Below are 8,380 nucleotides of genomic sequence, written 5' to 3' on the forward strand. Positions count from 1 at the left end.
CGTCCCCGGGCCAGGACCCGCCCGCCGCGACCCCACCACCATCCCCGTATTTCGCGCAGCCGGCCCCGCACCCCGCCCCGGGCGGGCAGGCCAGCAGCGGAATCGCGCACATTGTGGTCATCGTCCAGGAGAACAAGGCGGCCTCGCAGATCATGGGCGCCAGCGAAGCGGGCTACTTCAACAAGCTTGCGGCGGAATTCTCGGTGGCCGCCAACTACCGGGCCATCACCCACCCGAGCCTGCCCAACTATCTCGCCCTCACGAGCGGAACGAGCGCGGGGATCACCAGCGACTGCAAACCGGACTCGTGCACCGCCGATGTGCGTTCGATCGCCGATGAGATCACCCAATCCGGACGGACCTGGAAAATGTATGCCGAGGGCATGCCCGCGCCCTGCGCCGCGCATGACTCCCGCCGGTATGCGGTGAAGCATAATCCGTTCATGTATTACCCTGCCGTGACGGACGACGTGGCCTCCTGCTCGGACCATGTTGTTCCGTATGACCGGCTGGGGCAGGACCTGCAGTCGCCGTCGACCCTGCCGGACTACGCTTTCATCAGCCCGGACATGTGCCACGACACCCACGACTGCTCCATCGGCACCGGAGACGACTGGCTCGCCCGCGAAGTGCCCAGGATCCTGGGATCCCCGGCCTTCACGACGCAGAACTCCCTGCTGGTGCTCACGTGGGATGAAGGCAGCAAAGACGACAACCGGGTGGCTACGGTTTTTGCCGGCCCCGCGGCGCGGAAGCACTTCACATCCAATGCCGCCTACTCGCACTATTCCTTGCTGCACACCATCGAGGACGTGTGGGGGCTGAGCCCCCTGACCGACGATGTCCGCAATGCGCCCCTCATGAGCGAATTGCTGAACCACTAGCGGTCAGCCTTTTCCCGGCCAATACACAGGAACCACTGCCCATAATGGACCCGAAGCTCCGGTCAACCGCTATTTGACCGGAGCTTCGCCACATTCGCCTGCACCGCCGGCGGTGTCCGCCCGGGTGAAGCTAGGGCTTGGCCTCGACGAGGATGACCAGGGTCTCGGGCAGTACACCGTCGCTGGCCATCGCCTCGCCCGTTACCTCATTTTGCATCGCGGCCATGAGGGCATCCAGGTCAGGGACATCCATCATCACTGCGACTTGCGTCGGGTTCTCGGGGTTGACGAACGTACGAATGTTGGTGATCCCCAGTGGGCCGAACACCTCTTCGCGCTTCGGCGAGGCAAGCCAATGATCCTTGTCCTTGACATCGTGGTGGCCGATTATGGTTGGCATGGCGGTCCTCTCGCAGGGGGCCAGCGGTCCGGCGGCCCACTGCTCCGAAAGTTACTCGCCGCCGCATGCCCGGGCAAGTCAATTTTCCAGCCTCATACCGCCGCGTCTGTGCGCCTTCCGCAGGGCCGTGGCCCTGAACTGCGCGGCCACCCGTCCCCAGCACCCGGTTCCCGTGACAATCTCATCCGATAGGGGCCTTTGGGCACACGCCCGGCGCGTGCAGGAGTTCCTAAAATGAAGCATGGCCGCCGACGCGATCGAGGTGGAACGCAAGTACAGCCCTTCGGAATCCGACGCCCTCCCGCCACTGGCATCCATCCCAGGGGTAGATCGCGCCGGGCAGCCCGTCAACGAAATGCTGGACGCCGTCTGCTTTGATACCAAAGCACTGGCATTGGCCAGGCAACGGATCACCCTGTGCCGGCGGTCCGCCGGTCCGGATCCAGGATGGCACCTCAAACTGCCGGTCGCCGTGGGGGAGCGCCGGGCTATACGGGAGCCGCTTGGCGGCGATCAGGATGCCGTGCCGGAAAATTTGCGGCAGCTGGTCCTCGTCCACACCCGCTGCCACCCGCTGATTCCGGTTGCACACATCCGGACCAGCCGGAGGTTGACGCCGTTATACGCCGCCGACGGCGCAGTCCTTGCCAACTTCAGTGACGACCGTGTCGAGGCCCAATCCCTGCTAACCCGCGCGGGACCGTCGCGGTGGCGGGAATGGGAACTGGAACTCGCCGACGGCCCCCGTCGGCTGCTGCAGGACGCTGACGCTCTGTGCGCCGCAGAGGGAGTCACCATCGCCACGCACCCGTCCAAGCTCGCCCGGGCGCTCGGACCGGACTATCCGGAGAATCCGGCCACGGCTCCAAAGCCGAGCCGGGACGGGCCGGCCTCGGACGTCATGCTCTCGTACGTATCCCAACAGGTACGCGCCGTGAAGCTGAATGATCCTCGCGTCCGGGTCAATGCGCCCGATGCCGTGCATCAATTCCGGGTGGCCGCCCGCCGGTTGCGGTCGGCACTGGCAACCTTTCGAACGCTCACAGATACGACGTCGGCCAGGTTTCTTAGGGGCGAGCTCCAGTGGCTCGCCGGCAACGTGGGCCAGGCCCGGGACGCCGAGGTCATCCGTGCCCGGCTGAAGGACATGATCAGTGCCGAACCTCCGGAGCTGTTGATCGGACCAGTCGCGCAGCAGATCCAGGAGCACCTCGGCACCGTCCAGCAACAGGGCCTTGCCGCCGGCCTGGCGGCGCTGGACAGCACCCGCTACTTCCGCCTCCTCGATGCCCTCGATACCTTCCTTGCGGTACCTCCGCTGAACGGCGGGGCAGGCAACGATGCGCCGGGGACGGTTGGCCGGCTCGTCTCCGCGGAACGAAAACGCCTCAAGGCGGCGGTCCGGTCCCTTGACGGCGGCGCAGGCGGGACACCGCAGGATGCCGCATTGCATGAAGTTCGGAAGGCTGCCAAGCGGCTGCGCTATGCCGCAGAGGCGGCTGCCCCCATTTTCGGCACTCAAGCAACGAACGTTGCCCGGGCCGCGGAGGGCATCCAGGAGATCCTCGGAGACTTCCAGGACAGCGTCGTCACCCGGGAAACCCTACTGGTGCTGGCGGGGCAGGCCGCGGCTGGCCCCGGCGCCGGATTTACCTTCGGGCGCCTGCACGCCCTTGAGCAGCAGCGCGGCAACGAAGCCCGCTTGCGGTTCTACGATGCGTGGCAACAGGCCAGGCCGAAACCCCTGCGCTGGACCTAGCCACCGCGTCCGAACGCCGGGAGAACCCCTATGATCGAACCCCGCAGCGCAATGCCGGCCATCTGGTCGGACGGACTGGGCCGCGCCAGCATCCGCTCCGTGCAGGTCCTCGCCGTGTCCGCCCTCGTATGGGCGATCATTTGGGCCGCCAGCCGCATCCCGCTCGTCATCATCCCCGTCCTCATCGCCGTTATCCTGGCCGCAGCGATCTCCCCGCTGGTCCGCTGGCTCACCGGGCACGCGTGGCCGCGCGCCCTCGCGGTGGTTGCCTCGTTCGTGGCCATTCTCGCCGTTTTCGGCAGCGTCATCGCCGGCATCGTCATTCTGGTCTCCAACCAGTGGGGCGAGCTCACGGCCCGGGCCGCTGCGGGGGTCGAGCAACTGCACTCATTCCTGAACCACGGACCTGTCCCTGTCAGCGACCAACAGATCACCGCCGTTATGGACTCGGTGCGGGAGTTCTTCACCTCGAGCACGTTCAGTGCAGAAGCCCTAACCGGTGCCCGCACCGCGGTGGAAATCTTCACCGGCGCGGTGCTGATGGCCGTCACCCTGTTCTTCTTCCTCAAGGACGGGCCCGAAATCCGGGCCTTTCTCATTGGCATGCTGCCGGCCGACCAGCGCGCCAAGGCACGGCTGGCGGCGGATCGCAGTACCGTCGTCCTGGGCGGGTATGTCCGCGGCACGGCCATGGTGGCCGCGGTTGACGGTCTCGTCGTCGGGATCACCCTCGCCATCATGGGAGTGCCGCTGGCCCTGCCGCTGGGAGTGTTCATTTTCATCGGCGGATTCATCCCGATCGTCGGCGCTACCGTCGCTGGCACCCTCGCCATTGTCGTCGCGCTGGTCTCCAACGGACTGGTCCAGGCGCTCATTGTTGTGGCCGTGGTCATCGGCGTGAACCAGCTCGAACACCACTTCCTGCAGCCGGTCCTGATGGGCAGGGTCCTCAGCATCCACGGCCTGGCGATACTGCTCGTCCTGGCAGCCGGCACCATACTGGCCGGCATTGTCGGCGCGCTGCTGGCCGTGCCGATCACCGCCGTCACGTGGACGGTCGTGAAGACATGGACCGGCAAGGACCCGCTGCCCGGACTTGAGCCGCCCGGGCCGGAGATGCCCGGACCAGAGATGTCCGGACTTGAGCCGCCCGGTCCGGAGCTGGCCGGACCTGAGATGTCCGGACCGGAGCTGCCCGGACCGGAGCCGCGGTAGGCTCGCCGTTCCGGACGCGGCCTGCAGCTGGCCGCCGCAAAGGGGGCCCGGCACTACAATTGACCGGTTCCCAGGACTTGCTCCTGCCCGGCACACGCCCGGCCACCAACAGAAAGACCCGATGCAGACCACTTCTGACCACGCCGTCCCGGCGCAAGTTGACCTGAAGCAGGCCGACCGCCCGGACCGCAAGCCCCTGGTCCGCTGGCTACTGGCCAACCAGGTCGCACCCGCCGGCCCCGAAGCCGAGGAAGATCACAAGCCCAACGCCTGGTGGAAAGTCATGTGCCTGACCGGCGTCGACTATTTCTCAACCCTGTCCTACCTTCCCGGTATCGCCGCCCTGGCCGCCGGTGCCCTGTCGCCGCTGGCCACCCTGCTCATTGTGGCCCTGACCCTGCTGGGCATGCTGCCCATGTACCGCCGGGTCGCGCAGGAGAGCCCGCACGGGCAGGGCTCGGTTGCCATGCTGGAGAAGCTGCTTCCGTTCTGGCGCGGCAAGTTCTTCGTGCTGCTGCTGCTCGGGTTCGTGGCGACCTCGTGGATCATCACCATCACCCTCTCCGGAGCCGACGCGACGGTGCACCTGCTGGAGAACCCGATCGTCCCTGCGGGATTGAAAGGCAGTGCCGTGATCATCACGGTGATCCTGCTGCTGATCCTGGGCGGGGTGTTCCTGCTCGGCTTCAATGAGGCCGTGGGCGTCGCCATTCCGCTTGTGGCCGTCTACCTGCTCCTGAACGCCGCCGTCGTCGCCGCCGGGCTCATGCACGTCTTCTCCGATCCGTCCCTGATCGCCGGCTGGACCGACCGGCTGCTCGCCAGCGCCGGCGGCGGCCCCATGGACCTGATCGGCCCGGCCGTCATCGCCTTCCCCTTGCTGGTCCTGGGCCTGTCCGGGTTCGAGACCGGCGTCTCGATGATGCCGCTGATCAAGGCCACCGGCGACAGCCCCGAGCAGGTCATGGCGTCCCGGGTCAGGAACACCCGCAAGCTGCTCACCACGGCGGCGGCCATCATGAGCGTCTACCTGATGTCCACCAGCTTCCTCACCACGGTCATGATCCCGGCCACGGAGTTCGAGGAGGGCGGACAGGCCAACGGCCGCGCCCTGGCGTTCCTCGCCCACGACCTGTTCGGCGCCGGGTTCGGCACCGTATACGACATTTCCAGCGCCCTGATCCTCTGGTTCGCCGGAGCCTCCGCCATGGCCGGGCTCATCAACATCGTGCCCCGGTACCTGCCGGCCTACGGCATGGCGCCGGAATGGGGCCGGGCCGTCCGCCCGGTCGTGATCGTCTACACCGTGCTGAGCGTCGGCATCACCATCGCCTTCAACGCCGACGTCAACGCCCAGGCAGGTGCCTACGCCACCGGCATCCTGGCCATGATGGTTTCCGGAGCCGTCGCCGTGACCGTCTCCGCGATCCGCCGGCACAGCCGCGCCGGCACCATCGGCTTCGGTGCGCTGACCCTGGTCCTGCTGTACGCGCTGGCCGCCAATGTCATCGAAAAGCCCGACGGCATTGCGATCTCGGCGTTCTTCATCGCCGGCATCATCGTCGTCTCGCTCATCTCCCGGGTCCAGCGCACCACCGAACTGCGGCTGGAAACCATCGAGTTCGACGAGGCAGCCCGGCAGTTCATCACCGATTCGATTGCCTTCGACGGGCAACTGAACGTCATCGCCAACAAACGCCAGGCCGGTGACAAGGCTGAATACGCGGACAAAGAGTACGAACAGCGCGGGCTGAACCCCGTCCCGGGCCCGGCGGATGTCATCTTCCTGGAAGTGGAAATCTCCGATCCTTCGGCGTTCAGCCACACGCTCCGGGTCGAAGGCGTCGAAGTGGACGGCTACAGGGTCCTGCGGGTGAAGTCCCCGGCCGTGCCGAACGCGATCGCGGCCGTCCTGCTGGCCATGCGCGACTCGACCGGCACGAAGCCCCAGTGCTATTTCGAGTGGTCCGAGGGCAACCCCGTCGGCCACCTCATGCGGTACCTGTTCCTGGGTGAGGGCGACACCGCGCCGCTGGTGCGCGAAATCCTCCGCGAGACAGAGCCCGACCAGGCACTCCGACCCGCCATCCACGTGGGTTAGGCAGAGCGCACTCTGACCACAACGAACAGCCCCGCCGGGATTTGAGCAGTTCAGATTCCGGCGGGGCTGTCCGTGTCCTGCGACCCGTGTCCAAGCTCACACCCGGTCCCCGCGCCTCAGACGTTGGCTGATTTCCCCCACGGGCCGATCTGGTCCAGGGTGTATCCGTCCGGGTATGCCACGACGTTCATCCTTCCCGGCACGAATATGGGCTCGGTCGGCAACGGACGCAGCCTGGCCTTGAGGGAGCGGAACCGCAGCACCGCATTGAACGGCACGCGCAGGGCTGCCGGGGCAGGTTTCAGGCCCAGGGCCACAGCGACCTGGGGTTTGTCCATCATCAGCGCCAGGATGGTCGGGGTGAACCGGCGAAGCAGGGCGGGGATACGGCTGGCGAAGGCCGCGACGGTCGCATTGAACAGCATCGAGCCCTCGGGGCTTGGGCCCATGTTCCGGTCCTCGTATTCGTCCAGGAACCGTTCAGCCTCCGCGAAGGTGGCCGGGATGCCCTCGAGCCCCATCTGCTGGCCCAGTTCGGCGTAGAAGTCCGTGGCGGCCTGCTGCTCCAGCTCCGTCAGCCGGCGCCAGCCGTGACGTTCGGTCCAGCGCAGCGGCAGCACAAGCAAGGTCATGAGGACGTAGACGAAGTCGTCCGGGGTACCGGGCACCCCCTTGTGGACCCGGCGGAGCAGGTTGATCATGGCCTGGCTGCGTTCGTGCTCGAACCCGTTGGCGATGATCTCGTGGAGGACGATGCCGGTGTCGTAGGAGCGCTTCATCGGCCGGGATTTCATCTCCCCGGTCGCCGCCAGGGTCCTTGCTGTGGAGGGGATGGCGAAGTTGCGGTAGTAGGCGACGAAGAAGCCCGAATGGATTTCAGTCTTGAAATCGAAGAGGACCATGTTCCGGTAGATCCCGTACATGTCCGTACCGCTCGGGCGTGTTCGGCGGGTCGGGTGCGTGAGGAGTTGCATGGGGGCTTTCCGTAGCTGTCGCAGGCTATGCCGGGGCAGGGGAGTTATGGAGCTTTGCTTCAATGGAGAGCAGGTAGCTGCGCTCCTCCGCGGTCAGGAAGGTCGCCGAAGTGCCCGCAGCGAGTTCAGCGTCCCGGATTTCGACAACCATCCGATGCAGCCTGTCCTGTACCGGCGCCTGGGGGTCGGCCTCAAGGGTCCGGTCAAGCGACGTGCTCTGCAGCGCCTTGGACCAGATGGCCTCGACGCGTGCGAGGGTTTCGGTGTTCCGGCGCTGCAGGTTTTTGCGGGCAGCCCTGCCGGCAACCGCCGGGATCGTGAGTCCGGCGCCGGCCAGGACGGTCGCGACCAGTTCCAGCTGATGGTACGGGAAGTCAGGCCTGACCAGTACGGCCAGGAATGTCAGGTGCCGGGCCAAGAGGGACAGACACATCTCGGCCATCACCAGGAAGCCCATGATGCAGCCGGCGCCCAGCATGGAGAAACCGACGCGGAACGGGCGGCTCATCCGCGGGACGTAGCGGAAGCAGATCACGGCAATTTCCGCGCTCATCGAACAGATGAAGAGGGTGAGCATCAGTGAGAACAGGAGAGCCGAAAAACGGTCCTCGTAGATGCCCCAGGCGGGGGTCGTGACGGTGGGTCCTGTGAGGAGGAAGAACGCGGTCTGCAGGCTCAGCGTGAGCGTCAACGGAAGTGTGCGTGTCCACCAGGACCGGCGGCCGCCGGCTTCCGGGGCGATGGCGGCGTATGCGGCGAGGCGCAGATACCAGAGAGAGACAATCATCAGGGAGTTCAGGACCAGTTTGACCAGGTTCATGCCGCCCAGGGCCGTATCGACGGGGACGTAGACAACCGGGGACATGAGCAAAGAGCCCACGCCTCCGTACACGGCACAGGAGAACACCAGGTCGCTCCGGCTGCGAAGCAGGGCGGGAATGCGGGCACCGGCCAACAGGAACAGCGCCGCGGCCATCAGGAACTGCATCATCCGAAGACCGCCCCGAAGTTGCCCGGCTCCGCGTCCGGCTGCCGGTAGGAGCGGCG

Annotated in this window: 7 protein-coding genes; 4 read left to right on the top strand and 3 right to left on the bottom strand. The window is 66.4% G+C overall.

The features are described 5' to 3' along the window. On the top strand, window positions 1-884 hold an 884-nt coding region (locus Y706_RS23525; protein ID WP_162159060.1), incomplete at its 5' end, for an alkaline phosphatase family protein. A gap of 130 nt (window positions 885-1,014) precedes the next feature. Here Y706_RS23525 and Y706_RS0104035 read toward each other — a convergent pair. Beyond that, window positions 1,015-1,284: a hypothetical protein gene (locus Y706_RS0104035; protein ID WP_028275566.1), complete on the bottom strand. Its 270-nt coding sequence runs from the start codon at window positions 1,282-1,284 to the stop codon at window positions 1,015-1,017. A gap of 241 nt (window positions 1,285-1,525) precedes the next feature. Between Y706_RS0104035 and Y706_RS23530 the strand changes: the two genes are divergently transcribed. From Y706_RS23530 to Y706_RS0104050, 3 genes are all read left to right on the top strand, one after another. Further along, window positions 1,526-3,043: a CYTH and CHAD domain-containing protein gene (locus tag Y706_RS23530; RefSeq protein ID WP_043434683.1), complete on the top strand. Its 1,518-nt coding sequence runs from the start codon at window positions 1,526-1,528 to the stop codon at window positions 3,041-3,043. Between the two features lie 30 nt (window positions 3,044-3,073). Then, window positions 3,074-4,258 (top strand): AI-2E family transporter, encoded by a 1,185-nt coding sequence (locus tag Y706_RS23535; protein WP_084475908.1) that lies wholly within the window; start codon window positions 3,074-3,076, stop codon window positions 4,256-4,258. A 121-nt stretch (window positions 4,259-4,379) separates the two neighbouring features. Further along, a complete protein-coding gene (locus Y706_RS0104050) occupies window positions 4,380-6,359 on the top strand; it encodes an APC family permease (protein WP_028275567.1) in 1,980 nt (659 codons plus the stop codon). Between the two features lie 116 nt (window positions 6,360-6,475). On the opposite strand, the gene Y706_RS0104055 is transcribed toward Y706_RS0104050, so the two are convergent. Together Y706_RS0104055 and Y706_RS0104060 are read right to left on the bottom strand one after the other, a co-directional pair. Then, window positions 6,476-7,333, bottom strand: a complete 858-nt coding sequence (locus tag Y706_RS0104055; protein WP_043434686.1) for an oxygenase MpaB family protein — start codon at window positions 7,331-7,333, stop codon at window positions 6,476-6,478. Between the two features lie 25 nt (window positions 7,334-7,358). Next, window positions 7,359-8,380: hypothetical protein (locus Y706_RS0104060; protein WP_216699101.1), on the bottom strand; the 1,022-nt coding region annotated here is incomplete at its 5' end.

The organism is Arthrobacter sp. I3, assembly GCF_000520575.1.
In the GTDB taxonomy this organism is placed as follows: Bacteria; Actinomycetota; Actinomycetes; order Actinomycetales; family Micrococcaceae; genus Arthrobacter; species Arthrobacter humicola_A.

Bases quoted from the DNA above. Each gene is read 5' to 3' on its own strand.
- Y706_RS0104035 (WP_028275566.1), bottom strand. From the start codon at position 1,284: ATGCCAACCATAATCGGCCACCACGATGTCAAGGACAAGGATCATTGG.
- Y706_RS23530 (WP_043434683.1), top strand. From the start codon at position 1,526: ATGGCCGCCGACGCGATCGAGGTGGAACGCAAGTACAGCCCTTCGGAA.
- Y706_RS23535 (WP_084475908.1), top strand. From the start codon at position 3,074: ATGATCGAACCCCGCAGCGCAATGCCGGCCATCTGGTCGGACGGACTG.
- Y706_RS0104050 (WP_028275567.1), top strand. From the start codon at position 4,380: ATGCAGACCACTTCTGACCACGCCGTCCCGGCGCAAGTTGACCTGAAG.
- Y706_RS0104055 (WP_043434686.1), bottom strand. From the start codon at position 7,333: ATGCAACTCCTCACGCACCCGACCCGCCGAACACGCCCGAGCGGTACG.